Annotated in this window: 18 protein-coding genes; all 18 read right to left on the bottom strand. The window is 68.6% G+C overall.

The genetic code is table 11. The annotated features are described in order from the left end of the window. Positions 1 to 9: 9 nt before the first annotated feature. Positions 10 to 1,215, bottom strand: a complete 1,206-nt coding sequence (locus AC1DSA_RS13690; protein ID WP_477890015.1) for a PLP-dependent transferase — start codon at positions 1,213 to 1,215, stop codon at positions 10 to 12. A 197-nt stretch (positions 1,216 to 1,412) separates the two neighbouring features. Next, positions 1,413 to 1,937: a phosphoribosyltransferase gene (locus AC1DSA_RS13685; protein ID WP_477890013.1), complete on the bottom strand. Its 525-nt coding sequence runs from the start codon at positions 1,935 to 1,937 to the stop codon at positions 1,413 to 1,415. 134 nt (positions 1,938 to 2,071) lie between these two features. Beyond that, positions 2,072 to 3,403, bottom strand: a complete 1,332-nt coding sequence (locus AC1DSA_RS13680; RefSeq protein WP_477890011.1) for an adenylosuccinate synthase — start codon at positions 3,401 to 3,403, stop codon at positions 2,072 to 2,074. Between the two features lie 32 nt (positions 3,404 to 3,435). After that, positions 3,436 to 4,599: an ATP phosphoribosyltransferase regulatory subunit gene (locus AC1DSA_RS13675; protein WP_477890009.1), complete on the bottom strand. Its 1,164-nt coding sequence runs from the start codon at positions 4,597 to 4,599 to the stop codon at positions 3,436 to 3,438. Between the two features lie 108 nt (positions 4,600 to 4,707). Continuing rightward, entirely contained in the window at positions 4,708 to 4,899 is a 192-nt protein-coding gene (locus AC1DSA_RS13670) for a DUF2065 domain-containing protein (RefSeq protein ID WP_477890007.1), read from the bottom strand. 5 nt (positions 4,900 to 4,904) lie between these two features. Then, positions 4,905 to 5,828 (bottom strand): protease modulator HflC, encoded by a 924-nt coding sequence (hflC, locus tag AC1DSA_RS13665; RefSeq protein WP_477890005.1) that lies wholly within the window; start codon positions 5,826 to 5,828, stop codon positions 4,905 to 4,907. Next, complete coding sequence (gene hflK / locus AC1DSA_RS13660) at positions 5,828 to 7,156, bottom strand: FtsH protease activity modulator HflK (RefSeq protein ID WP_477890003.1); 1,329 nt, start codon at positions 7,154 to 7,156, stop codon at positions 5,828 to 5,830. Before hflK ends, hflC begins: the two co-directional genes overlap by 1 nt. A gap of 56 nt (positions 7,157 to 7,212) precedes the next feature. After that, positions 7,213 to 8,385, bottom strand: a complete 1,173-nt coding sequence (gene hflX, locus AC1DSA_RS13655; protein ID WP_477890001.1) for a GTPase HflX — start codon at positions 8,383 to 8,385, stop codon at positions 7,213 to 7,215. Between the two features lie 64 nt (positions 8,386 to 8,449). After that, positions 8,450 to 8,701 carry an RNA chaperone Hfq gene (hfq, locus tag AC1DSA_RS13650; RefSeq protein ID WP_477889999.1) on the bottom strand — a complete coding sequence of 84 codons (252 nt, stop codon included), beginning with the start codon at positions 8,699 to 8,701 and terminating at the stop codon, positions 8,450 to 8,452. Between the two features lie 140 nt (positions 8,702 to 8,841). Continuing rightward, the gene (gene der, locus AC1DSA_RS13645; protein ID WP_477889997.1) at positions 8,842 to 10,176 is read right to left on the bottom strand and encodes a ribosome biogenesis GTPase Der; all 1,335 of its coding nucleotides are present in this window, start codon (positions 10,174 to 10,176) and stop codon (positions 8,842 to 8,844) included. Between the two features lie 10 nt (positions 10,177 to 10,186). After that, on the bottom strand, positions 10,187 to 11,338 hold the full coding sequence (gene bamB / locus AC1DSA_RS13640; RefSeq protein WP_477889996.1) for an outer membrane protein assembly factor BamB: 1,152 nt from the start codon (positions 11,336 to 11,338) through the stop codon (positions 10,187 to 10,189). After that, the gene (locus AC1DSA_RS13635) at positions 11,335 to 12,012 is read right to left on the bottom strand and encodes a YfgM family protein (protein WP_477889994.1); all 678 of its coding nucleotides are present in this window, start codon (positions 12,010 to 12,012) and stop codon (positions 11,335 to 11,337) included. The genes bamB and AC1DSA_RS13635 overlap by 4 nt, the downstream gene beginning before the upstream one ends. Positions 12,013 to 12,024: 12 nt before the next feature. Next, positions 12,025 to 13,320 (bottom strand): histidine--tRNA ligase, encoded by a 1,296-nt coding sequence (gene hisS, locus AC1DSA_RS13630; protein WP_477889992.1) that lies wholly within the window; start codon positions 13,318 to 13,320, stop codon positions 12,025 to 12,027. 12 nt (positions 13,321 to 13,332) lie between these two features. Continuing rightward, positions 13,333 to 14,610, bottom strand: a complete 1,278-nt coding sequence (gene ispG / locus AC1DSA_RS13625; protein ID WP_477889990.1) for a flavodoxin-dependent (E)-4-hydroxy-3-methylbut-2-enyl-diphosphate synthase — start codon at positions 14,608 to 14,610, stop codon at positions 13,333 to 13,335. After that, entirely contained in the window at positions 14,610 to 15,575 is a 966-nt protein-coding gene (locus AC1DSA_RS13620; RefSeq protein WP_477889988.1) for a helix-turn-helix domain-containing protein, read from the bottom strand. Before AC1DSA_RS13620 ends, ispG begins: the two co-directional genes overlap by 1 nt. Continuing rightward, the gene (gene pilW / locus AC1DSA_RS13615) at positions 15,568 to 16,398 is read right to left on the bottom strand and encodes a type IV pilus biogenesis/stability protein PilW (protein WP_477889986.1); all 831 of its coding nucleotides are present in this window, start codon (positions 16,396 to 16,398) and stop codon (positions 15,568 to 15,570) included. Before pilW ends, AC1DSA_RS13620 begins: the two co-directional genes overlap by 8 nt. Beyond that, positions 16,395 to 17,549, bottom strand: coding sequence for a dual-specificity RNA methyltransferase RlmN (gene rlmN / locus AC1DSA_RS13610; protein ID WP_477889984.1), 1,155 nt, complete (start codon positions 17,547 to 17,549; stop codon positions 16,395 to 16,397). The genes pilW and rlmN overlap by 4 nt, the downstream gene beginning before the upstream one ends. A 90-nt stretch (positions 17,550 to 17,639) precedes the next feature. Further along, on the bottom strand, positions 17,640 to 18,065 hold the full coding sequence (ndk, locus tag AC1DSA_RS13605; RefSeq protein WP_477889983.1) for a nucleoside-diphosphate kinase: 426 nt from the start codon (positions 18,063 to 18,065) through the stop codon (positions 17,640 to 17,642). Positions 18,066 to 18,215: the final 150 nt, after the last annotated feature.

Raw genomic sequence — 18,215 nt, 5'->3', positions numbered from 1 at the left:
CATCCGGGATCACCCGCAGTGCAGGGCTTCCAGTGCCTGCGCCAGGTCCGCCTGCAGGTCGGCGGGATCCTCCAGGCCCACGGAAAAGCGCACGAGGATTCCCTTGTGCTTCCAGGTGCCCAGCTGCGCGCTGCGCATGGCGGGAATGTCGTACGGCACCACCAGGCTGACCGGGCCACCCCAGGAATAACCCAGCTTGAACAGCTTCAGCGCATCGCAGAAGGCATCGACCTGCCGCGGCGTATGACGCGCATCGAACACGACGGAGAACAGGCCCGCCGCGACGCCTTGCGGCCCGCACAGCGCCTGCCAGTGTTCGTGCCCCGGCGAGCCCGCCAGTGCCGGATGCAGCACCTGCACGACCTCGTCCCGCGCGTCCAGCCATTGGGCCAGGCCGCGCGCCGCCACATCGTGGGCGCGGTATCGCAGGGACATGCTCGGCAGCGAGCGCAGCACCGATTCCACGTCGTTGCCTCCCACGCCCCAGCCTACGCGCATGTGCGTGAGCTTGAGCTGCTGGTGCAATTTCTCCTCGCGCGTGACGATGCTCCCCATCAGCAGGTCGCCGCCGCCGCTCGGGTACTTGGTGAGCGCGTGCACCGAGATGTCCACGGCGAGGTCCTCGCCCGGGACGAGGTCGAAGGCCTGGAAGGCGAGTCCCGCGCCCCAGGTGTTGTCCAGCGCGCAGGTCACGCCCCGCGCGCGGCAGATCCGCACCAGCGCCGGCAGGTCGGGAAACTCCATCGTCACGGACCCAGGTGCCTCCAGCCACACCAGCTTCGTGTGGGGGCCGATGCGCGCCTCCAGGTCCTGCGGCTTGAGCGGGTCGTACAGCTGGTGGCCGATGCCCCAGGCCTTGAACTCGCCGTCCGCGAGTGCGCGGTTGGGGCCGTACACGTTGTCCGGCAGCAGCACCTCGTCGCCGGACTTCAGCAGCGCCATGCCCACGTTGGCGATCGCCGCCAGCCCGCTCGGCACCAGGATGCAGTGCCGGCCGCCCTCCAGCGCAGCGATGCGCTCTTCCAGCGTGAAGGTGGTGGGCGTGCCGTGCAGCCCGTAGGTGTACCCGTGCTTGTGCTTCCAGTCACGCGCCCGCATGGCGGCGACGTTGGCGAAGATGACCGTGGAAGCCTTGAAGACCCCCGGCTGCGGCGCGGCGAAGCCGGCGGGCGGGGCGTAAGGATGGTGGATGAGGTCGGTGACCGGCTTGCTCATGGCGGCATGTTAGCCGTGCGGCGATGCCCGCCGCCACTCTGCGGTCCCGGCGGGGGACTTGCCCCGCACCGCGGCCCGTGGACCGCTCGAAATAACATGCAGAGCGGTCTCCCATGGAAAGAAGCCGGGCTTTGCCCGGCTTCTTTCCACTGATCAGGCCACTCTGAAAAGTCGCCCGCGACTTTTCAGAGTGAATCTCATACCTTCCACTTCTCCAGCAGCTTCTCCGGCCGCATGGCGTCGTAGCTCTCGAAGGGCTGGTGGATCCAGGGATTGGTCGGCAGGAATTCGACCGAGTAGTCCGGCGTGAACTTGCTCAGGCCCTTCGTCCACAGCACCGCGGTGCGCAGTTCGGTGACCTTGCTGTACTTGCCGCGCAGCATCTCCACCACCTTGTTCAGCGTCAGGCCCGAATCCGCCAGGTCGTCGACCAGCAGCACCTTGCCCGCGATCTCGCCCTTGGGCGTGGTGATGTAGTGCGCGATGTCCAGGTGCCCCTGCACCGTGCCGGCCTCGGCGCGGTACGAGCTGGTCGACATGATCGCCAGCGGCTTGTCGAAGATGCGCGAGAGGATGTCGCCCGGACGCATGCCGCCGCGGGCCAGGCACAGGATGGTGTCGAACTCCCAGCCGGACTGGTGGATCTTGATCGCCAGCTTTTCGCAGAGGTTGTGGTACTCGTCGTAGCTCACGTACAGGTGCTTGCCGTCTTCCGTCAACATCTCTTCTTCCTCTCAGTTCTTCACGACGCCAGAGCGCGCAACCATTCCAGTGCCGCCGCGGAACCGGCTTTGCCGGGCCGCTGGGGACGCCCCCTTGAGGGGGAGGCGCCGCAGGCGCTTCGGGGGTGGGCCATTCAATCCGCGAGATAGGGGTGGCGCATCATGATGGTGTGGTCGCGGTCCGGGCTGGTCGAGATGATATCGACCGGCACGCCGGTGACCTGCTGGATGCGCTGCAGGTACAGGCGCGCGTTCAGCGGCAGCTTGTCGTACTGGGTCACGCCCACGGTCGATTCGCTCCAGCCCTCCATCGTCTCGTAAAGCGGCTTGCAGCGCGCGATCTCGTCCGCGCCGAGCGGCAGGATGTCGATGTGCTCGCCGTCCAGTTCGTAGCCGGTGCACAGCAGCAATTCCTTCAGGCCGTCCAGCACGTCCAGCTTGGTGATGCACAGGCCCGAGAGGCCGTTGACCTGCGCGCTGCGCTTGAGCAGCGCCGCGTCGAACCAGCCACAGCGGCGCGAACGGCCCGTGGTCACGCCCTTCTCCGCGCCGACGGTGGAGAGGTGGTAGCCCACCGTGCCAGGAGTCTCCCAGTCCAGTTCGGTGGGGAACGGGCCGCCGCCGACGCGCGTGCAGTAGGCCTTGGTGATGCCCAGGATGTAGTGCAGCATGCCCGGCCCGACGCCCGCGCCCGCCGAGGCGTTGCCGGCCACGCAGTTGCTGGAGGTCACGTAGGGATAGGTGCCGTGGTCGACGTCCAGCAGCGTGCCCTGCGCGCCTTCGAACAGCAGGTTGTCGCCGTGGATGTGGGCCTCGTTCAGCTCGCGCGACACGTCGGCCATCATCGGCCGGATGATCTCCCCATGGCGCAGGGCCTCGTCCAGCACCTGCTGGTAGTCCAACGCCGGCGCGCCCAGGTACTGGGTCAGCACGAAGTTGTGCAGTTCCATCAGTTCCTTCAGCTTGGCGGCGAAGCGATCGGGATGCTTCAGGTCCTGCACGCGCAGCGCGCGGCGCGCGATCTTGTCCTCGTAGGCCGGGCCGATGCCCCGGCCGGTGGTGCCGATCTTCTCGGTGCCGCCCTGCTCGCGCTTGGATTCGCGCGCAATGTCGAGCGCCGCGTGGATCGGCAGGATCAGCGGGCAGGCCTCGCTGATGCGCAGGCGCGAGCGCACCTCGACGCCGGCCTTTTCCAGGCCCTCGATCTCTTCCAGCAGCTTGGCCGTCGACACCACGACGCCGTTGCCGATGTAGCACTTCACGCCGGGGCGCATGATCCCACTGGGGATCAGGTGCAGCGCGGTCTTCACGCCGTTGATCACCAGCGTGTGGCCGGCGTTGTGGCCGCCCTGGAAGCGCACCACGCCCTGCGCCATCTCGGTCAGCCAGTCGACCAGCTTGCCCTTGCCTTCGTCACCCCACTGGGTGCCGACCACGACCACATTGCGGCCCTTCGTCTTCATCATGATGCTCTTCGCGGAAAAGGTGATTCGGGGGATCAGAGGGCACGCACGGCCCAGCGGCCGGTGGCGTCAAGCGCCAGCTCGCGGTCGCAGCGGAACTCGTCCACTTCGCTTTCGTGGCCCGGCAGCACGCACACCACGGTCTCGCCTTCGTCGCGCAGCGCGGCGATGGCCGCGCGCAGTCCGCCGGCATCGGCGGAGGCGTCCAGCCAGGGGGCGCGGACCGCGGCCTTCAACGGGCGCCTGGCGGCGACGCCGACCAGTTCCTTGACGTCCAGGCTGAAGCCCACGGCGGGACGGTTGCGGCCGAACACGGCGCCGACCTCGTCGTAGCGGCCGCCGCGCACCAGCGCATCGCTGGCGCCGGGCGTGTAGATCCCGAAGCGCATGCCGCTGTAATAGGCGTAGCCGCGCAGGTCGGCCAGGTCGAAGCGGATGCCCGCGCCCTCGACATGGCCGGCGAGCCACTGCAGCTGTTCCAGCGCCTGCTGGATCACCGGCGTGCGCGGCAACGCCTTGGCGGCCTCGGCCAGCACCTTCCGGTCACCGTACAGGCCGATCAGCGCCTGCAAGGCCTCGCGCGCGGCTTTCGGAAATGCCTGGGTGAGGCTGGCGAGCTCCGTCGCATCCTTGGTGGCGAGGGCGGCGTGCACCGCGGCCAGCTGCGCGTTGCTCGTGGCGACGCCGGTGAGCAGGGCGCGGACGATGCGCGCATCGGCCATGTCCACGGTGAGCGGGTCGACCTTGGTGGCGCGCAGGCAGTCCAGCGCGAGCAGCAGCGCCTCGAGGTCCGCTTCCAGCGCGGCGTGGCCATAGATCTCCGCGCCGAACTGCAGCGGCTCGCGCGTGGCATGCGGGCGGTCGGGGCGGGTGTGCAGCACGGGACCGCAGTAGCACAGGCGCGTGACGCCCGGGCGATTGAGCAGGTGCGCATCGATGCGGGCGACCTGCGGCGTGGTGTCGGCGCGCAGCCCCAGCATGCGGCCCGAGAGCTGGTCCACCAGCTTGAAGGTCTGCAGGTCCAGCGCCTCGCCGGTGCCGGTGAGCAGCGACTCCAGGTGCTCCAGCATCGGGGGGATGACCAGCTCGTAGCCGTAGCCACGTGCGGTGTCCAGCAGTTCGCGGCGCAGTTCCTCGATGTGGCGGGCCTCGGAAGGCAACACATCGGCGATGTGATCCGGCAGGACCCAGGCGGACATGGGAAAGGGGACGCTGTTAAAAACGTGATTCTACCGGGCCGGGCGCCACGGCCGGGCCAGGGCGCCGCCACGAGGGACGCGGCAGCGCCGTCACGGCAGGACCGACGCCTAGAGCGACAGGATCCAGAGCGTCGCGAGCCCCAGCAGGATGCTGGTCAGCCCGAAGAAGCGCAGTTGTCCGTCCCGCAGCTGCACCAGCCGCAGGAAGGTGTTGCGCCAGCTTCCCGGCGAGAGGAAAGGGAACAGGCCCTCGAAGACCAGGACGAGCGCGAGGGCCGTCCAGAGGACGTCGGAGTCCAAGGCGCTTACCGCCGCGGCCCGGGGGCCGGCGCGGCGGCGGCGCCACCGCCGGTGCCGCCGTTGCGGAAAGTGCGGAAGAACTCGGTGCCCTGCGGATCGACCACCAGCACGTCGCCCTTCTTGTTGAAGCTGGCCTTGTAGGCCTCGATGCTGCGGTAGAACTGGGCGAACTGCGGGTCGCGCCCGAAGGACTCGGCGTAGATCGCGGCCGCCTGGGCATCGCCCTCGCCCTTGATCTTCTGCGCGTCGCGGTAGGCGTTCGCCACGGCCACTTCGCGCTGGCGGTCGGCGTCGGCACGGATCTTCTCGCCCTCGGCCGCGCCGGTGGAGCGCAGCTCGTTGGCGACGCGCTTGCGCTCGGCTTCCATCCGGCGGTAGACCGACTCGGTGATGGCGTCGACGTAGTCGGCGCGCGTGATCCGCACGTCCACCACGTCGATGCCCCAGGGCTTGGTGCCCTTGACCACCTCCAGCACCTCGCGCTTGACGTCGGACATGAGCTGTTCCCGCTTGGACGAAAGCAGCTCGCGCACCGTGCGGCGGTTGACCTCTTCCTGGAAGGCGTTGCGCACCACCCGATTGAGCTGGTTGTTGCCGGCGGCCTCGTCCAGGCCCACGTTGCGGATGTAGGCCAGCGGGTCGGTGATGCGCCAGCGGACATACCAGTCGATCACCACGCGCTGCTTCTCGGCCGTCAGCATGGGTTCGGTGTCCACGCTGTCCAGCGTCAGCAGGCGCTTGTCGATGTAGCTCACGTTCTGCAGCGGCGGCGGCAGCTTGAACTTGAGGCCGGGTTCGCTGATGACCTCCTTGACCTGGCCGAGGGCGTACACGACGCCGAACTGGCGCTGGTCGACGACGAACAGCATGGAGCTCAGCAGCGCGAGCGCCACCAGCAGCGAGGAAACGATCAGTCCGATGCGGTTCATCAGCGGGTCTCCCTGTCGCGGCCGCGAGTGTCCCGGTTGCGGGCGTCCGTGGAGGAGGAAGGCGACGTGGCGGGCGCCTGCGTCGCCGGGGCCTGCGAAGGCGGCAGTGCGTCCGCCTGGGGCGCCGCGGCGCCGCCGGCGGCGACCTGCTGCATGATCCGGTCGAGCGGCAGGAACAGCATGTTGCCGCCCTGGCGGGACTCCACCATCACCTTGGTCACGTTCGAGTAGATGTCCTGCATGGCGTCGATGTAGAGGCGGTCGCGGGTGACCTGCGGTGCCCGCTGGTATTCGGTCAGCAGCGACTTGAAGCGCTGCGCGTCGCCTTGCGCCCGCGCCACGATGCGCGCCTTGTACGCCTCGGATTCCTGCGCGAGCCGGGAGGCGGCGCCCACGGCCCGCGGGATCACGTCGTTGGCATAGGCCTGCGCTTCGTTCTTGGCGCGCTCGCGTTCCTGCGCCGCGCGCAGCACGTCGTCGAAAGCCGACTGCACCTGCTCGGGAGGACGCACGCCGCCCTGCTGCAGGTTGATGCCGACCACTTCGGCGCCGATCTTGTAGCGGTCCAGGATGCTCTGCATCAGGATGCGCACGCGCGGGCCGATCTGGTCGCGCTCGTCGGCCAGGGCCGTGTCCATGCGCATCTTGCCGACCACCTCGCGCACGGCGGTCTCGGCCGCCTGCACCACGGCTTCCTGCGGGTTCTTGCTTTCGAACAGCCAGGCGCGCGCATCGTTCAGGCGGTACTGCACGGCGAACTTGATCTCGACGATGTTCTCGTCCTCGGTCAGCATCGCCGATTCCTTCAGGCCGGTGGCGCGGATCACGTTGTCGCGGCCCACGTCCACGGCGCGGATCTGCGTGACGTTCACGATCTCGTGGCGCTCGATCGGGTACGGCAGCCGCCAGTTGAAGCCGGCGCCCGCGGTTGCGCTGTAGCGGCCGAAGCGCGTGATCACCGCCTGCTGGCCTTCCTGCACGATGAAGATGCCGGTGCCCATCCAGATCACGACCACGACGATGGCGATCAGGCCGGCGCCCACGCCCGCGCTCTTCATGTCGGGCTGGAAGTTGCCGCCGTTGCCGCCGCCGAAGTTGCCGCCGTTGCCACCGCGCTTGCGGCCGCCGAACAGGCCGCCCAGCTTGCGGTTGAAGTCACGCCACAGCTCGTCCAGGTCCGGGGGCCCCTGGTTCGGGCCCTTGCCCTCCGAGCGCTGGCCCTCGTTCTTGTCCTCGCCACGGCCCCAGCGGGGATCGTTCAGGTTGAACATCCCCCGGATGCGGTCTCTCAGCCCGGAAAAGTGCAGGCTGCGGAAGGAAAGGTTCATTCGTTCGTTTTCTCTTTCGGTGGTCGGCAGCCGCATTGTGCCCAAACAGTGCGGGTTCAGGATGAGCCAGCGCTTGCCGGCTGGGCCGGATGCGCCTCGGCAACGATGCGGACGAGTTCGCGGCGCAGTTCGGCCAAGCCCTCGCCGGTCCGGCTGCTGACGAACACGCGCGGCACCTGCGCCCCTTCGACCTCGAACCGGTCGACCAGGGTGCGGGGGTGCTGGGCGGGGTCCAGCGCATCGATCTTGTTGAAGACGACCAGCTGCGGCACTTCGGCCGCCCCGATCTCGTGCAGCACGCGCTGCACCTCGGCGACCTGCTCCGGATGGTGCGGATTGGCCGCGTCCACGACGTGCAGCAGCAGGTCGGCATCGGCCGCTTCCTGCAGCGTGGCCTGGAAGGCGTCGATCAGGCCGTGCGGCAGGTCGCGGATGAAGCCGACCGTGTCCGACAGCGACACCGACCGTCCCGGCCCGCCGCTGGCCCCTTCCTGGTCCTGCAGGTAAAGGTGCCGGGTGGTCGTGTCCAGGGTGGCGAACAGCTGGTCGGCCGCATAGGCACGCGCCTTCACCAGCGCGTTGAACAGCGTCGACTTGCCCGCGTTGGTGTAGCCCACGATCGAGATGTTGAAGGTCTCGCGCCGCTCGCGCTGGCGGCGCTGGGTGGCGCGCTGCCGCTTCACCTTGACCAGGCGTTCGCGGGTGCGCTTGATCGAGTCGTCGATCATCCGGCGGTCCAGTTCGATCTGCTTTTCGCCCGGACCGCCGCGCACGCCGGCGCCGCCGGTCTGGCGCTCCAGGTGCGACCAGCGCCGCACCAGCCGCGTGCTCAGGTACTGCAGCCGGGCCAGCTCGACCTGCAGCTTGCCCTCGTGGCTGCGCGCGCGCTGGGCGAAGATCTCCAGGATCAGCAGGGTCCGGTCGTTGACCGGCAGGCCCATGTGCCGCTCCAGGTTGCGCTGCTGGGCGGGGCTCAGGGACTGGTCGAACAGGATCTCGCTGGCGCCGGTTTCCTCGGCGAGCTGCTTGATCTCGTCCGCCTTGCCCTTGCCGACGAACAGCGCGGCGTCGGGCGCCTTGCGCTTGCAGGCGACCCGCGCGACCGGATCCATGCCCGCGGTCTGGGCGAGCTGGCCCAGTTCCTCGAGCTCGGCGTCGAAATGGGGCAGGCCCAGGTCCACCCCCACCAGGATGGTGGCGGCGGCCGGGCGTTCAGGCGATGCGGTCAAGTCCGGCAACCAGGGAAGACTGCGGGCAGCGCCCGCACGGGGCGGGCGTCATGGGGTCGCGGGCTCAGGGTGCGGGGCTTTCGCCGCCGGTCTCGGCCGGCGAGAAGTTCACCGCCCGGCCGGGCACGATGGTGGAGATCGCGTGCTTGTAGACCATCTGCGTCACGGTATTGCGAAGCAGCACCACATACTGGTCGAACGACTCGATCTGACCCTGCAGCTTGATGCCGTTGACCAGGTAGATCGACACCGGCACATGCTCCCGGCGCAGGGTGTTCAGGAAGGGGTCTTGTAGGAGTTGCCCTTTATTGCTCACGATATTCTCCGTGTTCCGGCGTTGTTGGAAGTTGCACATTACCACAGCGGAGCGCGGTGGCGGGCAACCCGAGGCTGCCCAGTTGGCGCCGTTCGGGCTGAAAACAAGGCCAACGGACGCCGCCGGGGGGCGGAGTCGTTTTATTCCTTGTCCGCGTACGGATTCTTGGAGGTGCGCATCTCGATGCGCAGGGGCGTTCCCACCAGCTTGAATTCCTTGCGGAACCGCCCTTCCAGGAAGCGCTTGTAGGCGTCCGTCACGTGTTCCAGCGAGTTTCCATGGACGACGATCACCGGCGGGTTCATGCCGCCCTGGTGGGCGTAGCGCAGCTTGGGCCGGAACATGCCCGAGCGCCTGGGCGCCTGGAACTGCACGGCCTCCTGCACCAGCCTGGTGAGCACCGGCGTGGTCATCTTGACCATCGCGGACTTGTAGGCCTGCGTGATGGACAACCAGACCGGACCCAGGCCCTGGCGCTTTTGCGCGGAGATGAAGTGGAGATCGGCGAACTTCAGGAAAGGCAGCCGCTGCTCGATCTGGCGGCGCACCAGTTCGCGGTTGTAATCGTCGATGGCATCCCACTTGTTCACGGCCAGCACCACGGCGCGGCCGGATTCGAGGATGTAGCCGGCGATGTGCGCGTCCTGGTCGGTCACGCCCTGCGTCGCGTCCAGCAGCAGCAGCACGACGTTGGCGGACTCGATCGCCTGCAGCGTCTTCACGACCGAGAATTTCTCGATCGCCTCGAACACCTTGCCCTTGCGGCGGAGGCCGGCGGTGTCGATCAGTTCGAACTTCTGCCCGTTGCGCTCGAAGGGCACCGAGATCGCGTCGCGGGTGGTGCCGGGCAGGTCGAAGGCGACCAGGCGCTCCTCGCCCAGCCAGGCGTTGATCAGGGTGGACTTGCCGACGTTCGGCCGGCCGGCCACGGCCAATTTGATGATGCCGCTCTGCTGCTCGTCCGCGCTGTCCTCGTCCTCGGGCAGGTTCAGGGGATCCAGCGCGGCGTCCACCAGGTCGCGGATACCCTGGCCGTGCGCCGCCGAGATGCCGTGCACCTCGCCCAGGCCGAGCTCGTAGAACTCGGAGAACTTGTCCTCCTGCATCCCCTCGGCCTTGTTGGCCACCAGCAGGGTCGCCTTGCCCAGCTTGCGCAGGAAGTTGGCGATGTCGTGGTCCTGCGCGGAGATGCCGGCGCGGGCATCCACCAGGAAGACCACGACGTCGGCCTCGGCCACCGCCTGCTGGGTCTGCTTGGCCATCTCCTTGAAGATGCCGGACTCCGCATCGGGCTCGAAGCCACCCGTGTCGATGACGATGAACTCGTAGCGGCCCTGCTTGGCGTTGCCGTAGTGGCGGTCGCGGGTCAGGCCCGCGAAATCGGCCACGATCGCATCGCGCGACTTGGTCAGCCGGTTGAACAGCGTCGACTTCCCGACGTTGGGGCGGCCCACCAGGGCCATCACCGGCTTCATGTTTCTCTCTTTATTCGGGAACGAACCCGTACACGCCGCCGTTGTGCGTCACGACGATCAGCGTGTTGCCCGCGGCCACGGGTGCCGAGCCGATGGCGGAGCCATCGGTGCTCAGGCGGTTGAGCAGCGTGCCATCCTCGCGCGACAGCAAATGCACGAATCCGAAGCCGTCGGCCACCACCACCGAGCGGCCCAGCGCCAGCGGGGCGCCGAGCTCGCGGTGCAGCAGCCGGTCGGTCGTCCAGGCGCGCTGTCCGTTGTCGCGGCGCCAGGAGACGACCTTGCCGTCACGCTCGGTGCCGAAGACGTTGGCGCCGTCGCCATGGAGGCCTTCGGCGCCGTCGGCTTTCTGCGTCCACGCGGTCTGGCCGCGGGACGTGTCCACGCAGCCCACGGCCGTCTGGTAGGAGCGGGCGCAGACGCTGTCGCCGACGCGGCTCACCCGCCCGACGAGATCCACCAACCGCTCGACGTCGTTGATGCCACGTGCCGTTGCGATCGTCGCCTCCCAGCGGACGCTGCCGTTGAGCGGATTGAGGCCGACCAGGCGGCCGCTCTGCCCCACCACCAGCGTGTCGCCCACGGCGAGGATCACCCCGGCCTGGCGCAGCACCAGCGGGTCGCCGGTGCGTTGCTGCGACCACAGGCGGCGGCCGGTGCCGCCGTCGAAGGCGCTGACCGATCGATCGGCGCCCAGGACGAAGACACGCGCACCCGCCACCAGCGGCGGCGTAGTGGAAAGGGCAGTGAGCTTCTGGCGCCAGACTTCCTTGCCGCTTGCAAAAGCCACCACCTCGTTGCTGCGGGTGATGACGGCAGCGGTGCCGCCGTCGAAGCCGACGCCGGCGGCCAGGGGACCACCGGCCGTGCCGCGCCATTGTTCGCGGCCGCTGGTGGCATCGATGCCGAGCACCGTGCCGTCGCTCGACGCAAGGGCCGCGACGTTGCCGCTGACCGTCACCACCAGGGGAAAGTCCACCGTGCCGACCTTCGCGGTCCAGGCCTGCCGCACGCCGATCAGGTTCGGATTGGCCTGCAGTTCCGCCGGTTTCGGTTTCTCGGCGCCGCCGCCCAGCGAGGACGGCAGCAGCGAGCAGCCTCCCGCCAGCACCAGCGCGCCCGCGGCGGCGGTGCGCAGCGCGAGGGAAAGCAGCCGCCTCATGACTTGGCGCTTTCGGCCGGCGGCTTGGTCGTGGGCACTTCGGCGCCCAGCGCCGCGAGCTTCACTTCCACCAGGGTGCGGTATTCGGAATCGGCCGTGAAGCCCTGCCAGGCCTTGAGGTATTCGGCCTTCGCCTGGTCGCGCTGGCCCTGCAGGTTGTAGATGTCGCCGCGGCGGTCGGCCGCGAGCGGCTCGAACTCCTTGCTGATGCCGCTGGCGAGCTGCTTCAGCGCGTCGTCGTACGCCTTGTTCTGCACCAGCAGGCCGGCCAGCCGCAGGCGCGCCAGGGACTGGTAGCCCGCGTCCGAGGCGTCACTGGCCACCCACTGCAGGGCGGCCTTGGCGGCGTCGGTCTTTCCCTGCTCCGCCAGCATGCGGCCGGCCAGCAGGCCCGCCTGCTGCGCGTAGGTGGTGCGGCCGAACTTGTCCTGGATGTCCTTGAACGCCTGCTCCACGCGGGCGGTATCGCCGCCGGCGGCAGCCCGCTCGACCTCGTCGTACAGCACGGAGGCCTGCACCGCCTGCGAACGCTGCCAGTACTGCCAGCCATTCCAGGCGGCGAACGAGCCGAACACGGCAATGAGGAACCAGGTGATCAGGTTGCCGTACTGGTTCCAGAAGTGCTTGAGGTCGTCAAGCTGTTCCTGTTCTTCGAGATCGAGGTGTCGTGCCATGTGGTGCCCAGGTCAAGCCGGGGATTTTAGTTTGAGTGCGTCGGCCCAGGACCCGGGTGCTTCCAGCGGCCGCAGTTCCTGAGCCCCGGCGCCGTCGCGCAGCGCCTTGACCGCCACCTTGCCCTGCGCGATTTCATCGGCGCCGAAGATGAGGGCGAAGCCGGCGCCGCTGGCATCGGCCTTCTTGAACTGCGACTTCATGCTGCCCAGGCCGTCCGGGCCGGCCGCATGCATCTGCACGCTGGCACCGGCACGGCGCAGCGCCTGCAAGGTCTTCAGCACCGTCGGCATCACGCTCGCGTCGGGCACGATGGCGTAGGCGTCCGGAACCAGCGCGGGAATCGCGGCGCCCTGCTCCTTCACCAGTTCCAGCACGCGCTCCACGCCGAGCGCCCAGCCCACGGCCGGCGCCGGCTTGCCGCCGATCTGCGCGATCAGGTCGTCGTAGCGGCCGCCCGCGCAGATCGTGCCCTGCGCGCCCAGGCTACCGGTGATGAACTCGAACACCGAGAGGTTGTAGTAGTCCAGCCCGCGCACCAGCCGCGGGTTGATCGTGTAGCCGATCCCATTGGCGTCGAGGATCGCGCGCAGGCCGTTGAAGTGCGCGAGCGACGCCTCGCCGAGGAAGTCGATCAGCTTGGGCGCGCCTTCCACCAGCTGCTGCATGGCCGGATTCTTGGTGTCCAGGATGCGCAGCGGATTGCTGTGCAGGCGCCGCTTCGCCTCCTCGTCCAGCTGGTCGCCGTGGCGTTCCAGGTAGGCGATCAGCTGCGCGCGGTGCTGCTTGCGCTCCTCGGGCTGGCCCAGGCTGTTGATCTCCAGGCGGACGTCCTTCAGGCCCAGGGCCTCCCACAGCGAGCACGCGAGCAGGATCAGCTCCGCATCGACGTCGGGGCCGGCAAAGCCGAGGGCCTCGGCGCCGATCTGGTGGAACTGCCGGTAGCGGCCGCGCTGGGGGCGCTCGTGGCGGAACATCGGGCCCAGGTAGTACAGGCGCTTGGGGCCGTCGTACAGCAACGAATGCTCCGCCACCGCGCGCACCACGCCCGCCGTGTTCTCGGGCCGCAGCGTCAGGTGTTCGCCATTGAGCTTGTCCTCGAAGGAGTACATCTCCTTCTCGACGATGTCGGTCACCTCGCCCAGCCCGCGCACGAACAGCGCCGTGTGCTCCACGATGGGCGTGCGGATGTTGCGGTACGCATAGCGCGCCATCAGGTTCCGCACCTGCTGCTCCAGCCACTCCCAGGTGGCCGAATGCGGCGGCACGATGTCGTTCATGCCTTTGACGGCACTCAGTTTCTCAGCCATGTCCTTGCGCCTTCAGGCGTGCTCGGCGACCTGCGGGGTCCCGAAGCGCTTCTCGATGTAGGTCTCGACGATCTGGTGGAATTCGCGCGCGATGTTCTCGCCGCGCAGCGTCATCGCCTTCTGCCCGTCGATGAAGACGGGAGCGGCGGGCGCCTCGCCGGTGCCGGGCAGGCTGATGCCGATGTCGGCATGCTTGCTTTCACCCGGCCCGTTGACGATGCAGCCCATCACGGCGACCTTCATCGTCTCCACGCCCGGGTACTTCGCGCGCCACACCGGCATCTGCGCGCGCAGGAAATCGTCGATCTGCTTGGCGAGTTCCTGGAAGGTCGTGCTGGTCGTTCGGCCGCAGCCCGGGCACGCGGTCACGCTCGGCACGAAGCTGCGCAGGCCCAGCGCCTGCAGGATCTCCGACGCGATCACCACTTCCCGGGTGCGGGACTCGCCCGGCTGCGGCGTGAGGGACACGCGGATGGTGTCGCCGACGCCTTCCTGCAGCAGGATGCCCAGGGCCACCGACGACGCCACCGTGCCCTTGGTGGCCATGCCGGCTTCGGTCAGGCCCAGGTGCAGCGGGTAGTCGCAGCGGCGCGCGAGTTCGCGGTAGACGGAGACCAGGTCCTGCACGCCGCTCACCTTGCAGGACAGCAGCACCTGCTCGTGGCGCATGCCGAGTTCCTCGGCCAGCCTGGCCGACCCGATGGCCGACGTGATGAGCGCCTCGTACATCACCTGCCTGGCATCCCAGGGCGCTGCGCGCTGCGCGTTCTCGTCCATCAGCTGCGCCAGCAGTTCCTGGTCCAGGCTGCCCCAGTTGACGCCGATGCGCACCGGCTTGTCCCACTTGAGCGCCGCCTCGATCATCTGCGCGAACTGCCGGTCCTTCTTGTCGCCCTTGCCCACGTTGCCGGGGTTGATGCGGTACTTGGACAGCGCCTGCGCGCAGTCGGGAAACTCGCTCAGCAGGCGGTGGCCGTTGTAGTGGAAGTCGCCGATCAGGGGCACGTCGATGCCCATGCGATCGAGCTGTTCCCGGATGTAGGGCACCTGCTGCGCCGCCTCGGGCGTGTTGACCGTGATGCGCACCAGTTCGCTGCCCGCCAGCGCGAGTTCCTTCACCTGGATCGCGGTGCCGATGGCGTCGACCGTGTCGGTGTTCGTCATCGACTGCACGCGCACCGGCGCATCCCCGCCGACCGTGACCACGTTCGTCCCCCAGGCGACGCGCGCCTGGGCGGACCGGCGCGCTTTGGGCGCCGCGGGTTCGATCGGGAGGCAGGGAGGGTTCATCACTTCACTTCGAATCGGGCCACGTTGTCCTTGGAAACCGGGCCGAGGTTGTAGGGCTTGCCGCGCACCTCCACCTCGGTCGCCTGCACGCTGCCCACGGTGATGGACAGGGGCAGGCGGCCGTTGACCCCCGCGGTCTCGCCGCTCTCCATGAGCTTGCGGAACACGACCGTGCCGGTGGCGTCGGTCACCTGGACCCAGGATTGTCCCTTGGCGCGAAAGGCCACGATGCCACTGGCGGTGTTCGCCCCGTCAGGCACCTGCCCCACCGAAACGGCGGCGCCGGCGCCGGGCCCGGTGGCCGCTGCGGTCGCCGTGCCGGCCTGTGCGGGCGCGGGCCCCGGCGCTGCGGGGCCAGCGGACGCTGTCGGGTCGGTCGCTGCTACACCAGGGGCCGATGCGGAGGCTGGCTCGGCAGGCATCGCGGCGGCGGGTGCACTGACGGTTTCCACGGCAACCGGGCTGTTGGGCACGGTGGCCGCGGCGCCCGGCGGCGGCATCACGGGTTCGCCGATATTGGCCTGCGTCACGGCCTGGATGCCTTGCTGTACGTTCGGCAGGAAGACCAGGACGAGGGCCCCCAGCAGCAGCGCGCCGACCGTCAGCACCACCGGGCGGGATACCTGGTCGAGGAGGCGGGGGCCCGGGCCGTCGCCGGGCGCGCGGAACGGAGCGTTGATGCCTTCGGTGTCGGGAACCAGCCGGGGTTGCGCCGTCTGCGGCAGCCGTTGCAGCACCGGCTGCGCATCGACCTTGAGCGTGCGGCACACGCTGGACGCGAGCGCGCGCACGAAGACGGCGTCGGGCAACAGGTCGTAGCGGTCCTCTTCCAGCGCCTCCAGCTTGCGCACCGGCACCTTGAGGTTGGCGGCGAGCGTCTCGGCATGCAGGCCCGCGGCCTCGCGCGCCTGGCGCAGCAGCATGCCCGCGGTGACGCCGTCCGCGGGGACGGCGCCCTCATTCATCGTAGGCTTTCCGATCGAGGGATCCGCGCTCGCGGGACTGGGGATAGCGCTTGCGCAGCTGTTCGCTCAGCTGGGCCATCGCCTGCGAATCGTTCATCCGGTTCTCGACCTTGATCCCCAGCCAGAGCGATTCGGCATTCGCGAGCTCGCTGTTGTTCAGGCGGCGGATGTAGAACTGAGCACGCTGGAAGTCGCCGCGCTGGTACAGGACGCGCGACAGGTTGTAGCCCGCCACCGGATTGGCGGCATCGAGTTCGTAGGCGCGCAGCAGGTTGCGCTCGGCATCGGCCATCAGCCCGGCGCGCGCATCGCACACGCCCATGGCCAGGAAGGTCTTGGACCGCCCGCTGTACAGGGGAATCGCGAGCGCCTGCTGGAACGAGCGCGCCGCCTCGGTGTATTGCCCGCGCTGGCACTGCAGCCAGCCGTAGTTGTGGTGGGCATCGCCATCACGCGGATTGAGCACCACGGCGCGGCGGAAGTTGTCCTCGGCCTGGACCGGATCGCCCAGGCGCAGGTAGACCAGGCCGCGCAGGTTGTAGGCCTCGCCGAAGGTCGGGTCGAGCGCGAGGACCTGCTTGACCTCGTCGAGCGCAACCTCGGTCTTGCCTTCCTCGTAGTAGCTGGAGGCGAGCTCCAGCCGGATGCGGGCGCGGCGTCGCTGGTCCGTGTCGTCCGACGGCGTCGCCATCGTGTCGGCGGAAGCTCCTCCCGGATGCTGGGTGGCGCAACCCGCCGCCAGCGTCGTGAGAAAACCCGCGAATGCCGCGGCAGCCAGCCATCCCCCCGTGCGGCGGCCTTGCGCCGCCATGGCCATCGTCATGATCCCTCCGCCTCCTTGGTGTTGTCCGCGGGCACCGGCTTGAGCATCACCGTGCGTTGCTGCGCGATGCGCCGGTCCACCCGGGTGCGGTCCTTGACGTCGCCGGCCAGCTGGCCGCAGGCGGCGTCGATGTCGTCGCCGCGCGTCTTCCGCACCGTCGTGACGATACCAGCATCACTCAGGATTTTCGCGAAAGCCTGCACGCGCTGTTGCGGCGAACGCACCAGTCCGGAAGCGGGAAAGGGATTGAAGGGAATGAGGTTCAGCTTGCACGACACGCCCTGGCCGCGATGCGTCTGCAGCAGGTGCGCCAGTTCGCGCGCCTGCTCGGGCAGGTCGTTCACGCCATCGAGCATGCAGTACTCGAAAGTGATGAAGTCGCGCGGCGCGTGTGCGAGGTAGCGGTTGCAGGCGTCCAGCAGGTCGCCGATCGGGTACTTCTTGTTCAGGGGCACCAGCTTGTCGCGCAGTTCGTCGTTCGGCGCGTGCAACGACACGGCAAGCGCCACCGGGCAGTCTTGCGCGAGCCGGTCGATCATCGGCACCACCCCGGAGGTGGACACCGTCACGCGCCGGCGCGACAGGCCGTAGCCGTGGTCGTCCAGCATGATCTTCAGCGCGGGGACCAGGGCCGCATAGTTCTGCAGCGGCTCGCCCATTCCCATCATCACCACGTTGGAGATGACGCGTTCGCCGCCGGTCTTCAGGTGCTGGCGCAGGAAGTGCTCGGCGAACCAGAGCTGGCCGATGATCTCGCCGGCGCCCAGGTTGCGGCTGAAGCCCTGGTGGCCGGTGGAACAGAAACGGCAGCCCACCGCGCAGCCCGCCTGCGACGAGATGCACAGGGTGCCGCGGTCGTCCTCGGGAATGAACACCGACTCGACGGCGTTGCCGTCGCCCACGTCGAACAGCCACTTGATGGTGCCGTCGGCGGATTCGTGCTGCGAGATCAGCGGCAGGCCTTCGATGCGGGCGTTGCCCTCGAGCTTTTCCCGCAGCGACTTGGCCAGGTCGGTCATCTGGCCGAAGTCGCGCGCGCCCTTCTGGTGGATCCACCGGAACAGCTGGGTGGCGCGGAAGCGCTTCTCGCCCAGCTCGGCGCAGAACGTGGCCAGGCCCTCGAGGTCGAAATCGAGCAGGTTGGCCGTCATCGCAAGGTTCGCCGGCGCGTCGCCGGGCCGCCCCAAGACGTGCCGCGCCCCCTAGGCAGGCCGCGAAACGCAGTGGAGCCCGGGCGCACGTTACCTCGAATACACGTTCATGCCGGGGAAGAAGAACGAGACTTCGACCTTGGCGGTTTCGGGGGCGTCGGAGCCGTGCACGGCGTTGGCGTCGATGCTGTCGGCGAAGTCGGCGCGGATGGTGCCCGGCGCGGCCTTCTTGGGGTCGGTGGCGCCCATCAGGTCGCGGTTCTTCAGGATCGCGTTGTCGCCTTCCAGCGCCTGGATCATGACGGGGCCGGAGATCATGAAGTCCACCAGGTCCTTGAAGAAGGGACGCTCCTTGTGCACGGCGTAGAACTGCTCGGCTTCCTGGCGCGACAGGTGCGCCATCTTGGCGGCCACGACCTTCAGGCCGGCGGCTTCGAAGCGCGCGTAGATCTGGCCGATCACGTTCTTGGCCACGGCGTCGGGCTTGATGATGGAGAGGGTGCGTTCGATGGCCATGCTGGAGTTCCTGACTTGTGTTTTAGGGTTTTGCCGGAGGCAAATAGTTCGGCAAAGCCCGCAATTCTAACGGGCTGGTGTGTTCTCTTCGTGACGAAGGGCTTGGCTAGCGGCCGCGGCCGCCGCCACCGCCACCGCGGCGCGCGGCGC

The sequence above is a fragment of the Ramlibacter sp. P4_H7 genome (assembly GCF_056400765.1).
Note: the sequence above shows the minus strand (reverse complement) of the source record. Positions and strands in the feature narration are given on the sequence as shown.

What these genes read in the sequence shown, in the direction of transcription:
- AC1DSA_RS13690 (WP_477890015.1), bottom strand. Translation starts at nt 1,215, where the DNA reads ATGAGCAAGCCGGTCACCGACCTCATCCACCATCCTTACGCCCCGCCC.
- AC1DSA_RS13685 (WP_477890013.1), bottom strand. Translation starts at nt 1,937, where the DNA reads ATGTTGACGGAAGACGGCAAGCACCTGTACGTGAGCTACGACGAGTAC.
- AC1DSA_RS13680 (WP_477890011.1), bottom strand. Translation starts at nt 3,403, where the DNA reads ATGATGAAGACGAAGGGCCGCAATGTGGTCGTGGTCGGCACCCAGTGG.
- AC1DSA_RS13675 (WP_477890009.1), bottom strand. Translation starts at nt 4,599, where the DNA reads ATGTCCGCCTGGGTCCTGCCGGATCACATCGCCGATGTGTTGCCTTCC.
- hflC (WP_477890005.1), bottom strand. Translation starts at nt 5,828, where the DNA reads ATGAACCGCATCGGACTGATCGTTTCCTCGCTGCTGGTGGCGCTCGCG.
- hflK (WP_477890003.1), bottom strand. Translation starts at nt 7,156, where the DNA reads ATGAACCTTTCCTTCCGCAGCCTGCACTTTTCCGGGCTGAGAGACCGC.
- der (WP_477889997.1), bottom strand. Translation starts at nt 10,176, where the DNA reads ATGAAGCCGGTGATGGCCCTGGTGGGCCGCCCCAACGTCGGGAAGTCG.
- bamB (WP_477889996.1), bottom strand. Translation starts at nt 11,338, where the DNA reads ATGAGGCGGCTGCTTTCCCTCGCGCTGCGCACCGCCGCCGCGGGCGCG.
- AC1DSA_RS13635 (WP_477889994.1), bottom strand. Translation starts at nt 12,012, where the DNA reads ATGGCACGACACCTCGATCTCGAAGAACAGGAACAGCTTGACGACCTC.
- hisS (WP_477889992.1), bottom strand. Translation starts at nt 13,320, where the DNA reads ATGGCTGAGAAACTGAGTGCCGTCAAAGGCATGAACGACATCGTGCCG.
- ispG (WP_477889990.1), bottom strand. Translation starts at nt 14,610, where the DNA reads ATGAACCCTCCCTGCCTCCCGATCGAACCCGCGGCGCCCAAAGCGCGC.
- AC1DSA_RS13620 (WP_477889988.1), bottom strand. Translation starts at nt 15,575, where the DNA reads ATGAATGAGGGCGCCGTCCCCGCGGACGGCGTCACCGCGGGCATGCTG.
- pilW (WP_477889986.1), bottom strand. Translation starts at nt 16,398, where the DNA reads ATGACGATGGCCATGGCGGCGCAAGGCCGCCGCACGGGGGGATGGCTG.
- rlmN (WP_477889984.1), bottom strand. Translation starts at nt 17,549, where the DNA reads ATGACGGCCAACCTGCTCGATTTCGACCTCGAGGGCCTGGCCACGTTC.
- ndk (WP_477889983.1), bottom strand. Translation starts at nt 18,065, where the DNA reads ATGGCCATCGAACGCACCCTCTCCATCATCAAGCCCGACGCCGTGGCC.